This window comes from Cellulomonas triticagri (assembly GCF_003696205.1).
Lineage (GTDB): Bacteria > Actinomycetota > Actinomycetes > Actinomycetales > Cellulomonadaceae > Cellulomonas > Cellulomonas triticagri.
In genome coordinates this window covers 1-967 of record NZ_RFFI01000268.1, presented here as the reverse complement: position 1 = coordinate 967, position 967 = coordinate 1, and the positions used below count along the sequence as shown (strand labels likewise).

Sequence of the window (967 nt, the reverse complement as noted above, 5' to 3'; positions counted from 1 at the left end):
GGCGCCGGGGTGCTCGAGGCCGCGCGCACCGAGCCGGTCGCCACCGCCGTCCCCGCCGACGCCCAGCTCGTCGCCCTCGCGACCGACGACGGCGTGCAGGCGTGGTTCGCGCTGCGGCTGCGGGCCGAGCCCGCCGCGGCGGCCGCCGCCCCCGGCGTCCCCACCCAGCGCGCCAGCCTGAACGTGCTCTACGACGTCGAGATGACGCTGACCGCCGAGCTCGGCCGCACCAAGCTGCCGGTCCGCCAGGTGCTCGAGCTGACCCCGGGCGCCGTCCTGGAGCTCGACCGCGCCGCGGGCAGCCCCGCCGACGTCATGGTCAACGGCCGCCTCATCGCCCGCGGCGAGGTCGTCGTGATCGACGAGGAGTTCGGCATCCGCATCACCGAGATCGTGCGTGGCGAGGACGGCGCGGCCTGATGGAGACCACCGTCCTGGGCCTGCGCGTCCTCCTGGCGCTGGCGTGCGTGATCGGGCTCATCTGGGTCCTCGCGCGCCGCGCCGGGTGGGGCAAGGGCCGTCGCCGGCCCGCGGGCCCGGCCGTCGAGGTCGTCGGGCGCCAGGCGCTCGGCCGCCACGCCGGTGTCGCCGTGATCGCGGTCGGCGAGCGCCGGCTGCTGCTCGGCTACGGCGAGCAGAACGTCACCATGCTCACCGAGCTGGAGCCGGGTGCCGCCGAGGAGGAGGCCCCCGAGGAGCCCGCGACCACCCGCACCCCGATGACGCTCGGCGACCTGGCCGCCGCGGTGCTGCCGTCGCAGCGCCGCCGGGCCCGCGCCGCCGCGCCGGTCACCGTCTCGGCGACGTCCTTCGAGGACGCGCTCGCCGCGGCGACCGTGGCCGGGGACCCCGCCGTCCCGGCGGTGACGACCTCGGTGCCCCCCGCGACCCCGGTGACCCCGGTCCCCGTGCCCGTCGTGGACGCGGCCGCCGCCGCCGCGAGCGCGACCGCCGCCGCGCGGGCCGC

The 967-nt window shown here is 79.0% G+C and carries 2 protein-coding genes; both read left to right on the top strand.

Going from position 1 to position 967, the window contains the following annotated elements:
* The coding region (gene fliN / locus EBM89_RS20760) for a flagellar motor switch protein FliN (RefSeq protein ID WP_122151427.1) at window positions 1-420 on the top strand (420 nt) is incomplete at its 5' end.
* On the top strand, window positions 420-967 hold a 548-nt coding region (fliO, locus tag EBM89_RS20755), incomplete at its 3' end, for a flagellar biosynthetic protein FliO (protein WP_122151426.1). The genes fliN and fliO, both read left to right, overlap by 1 nt.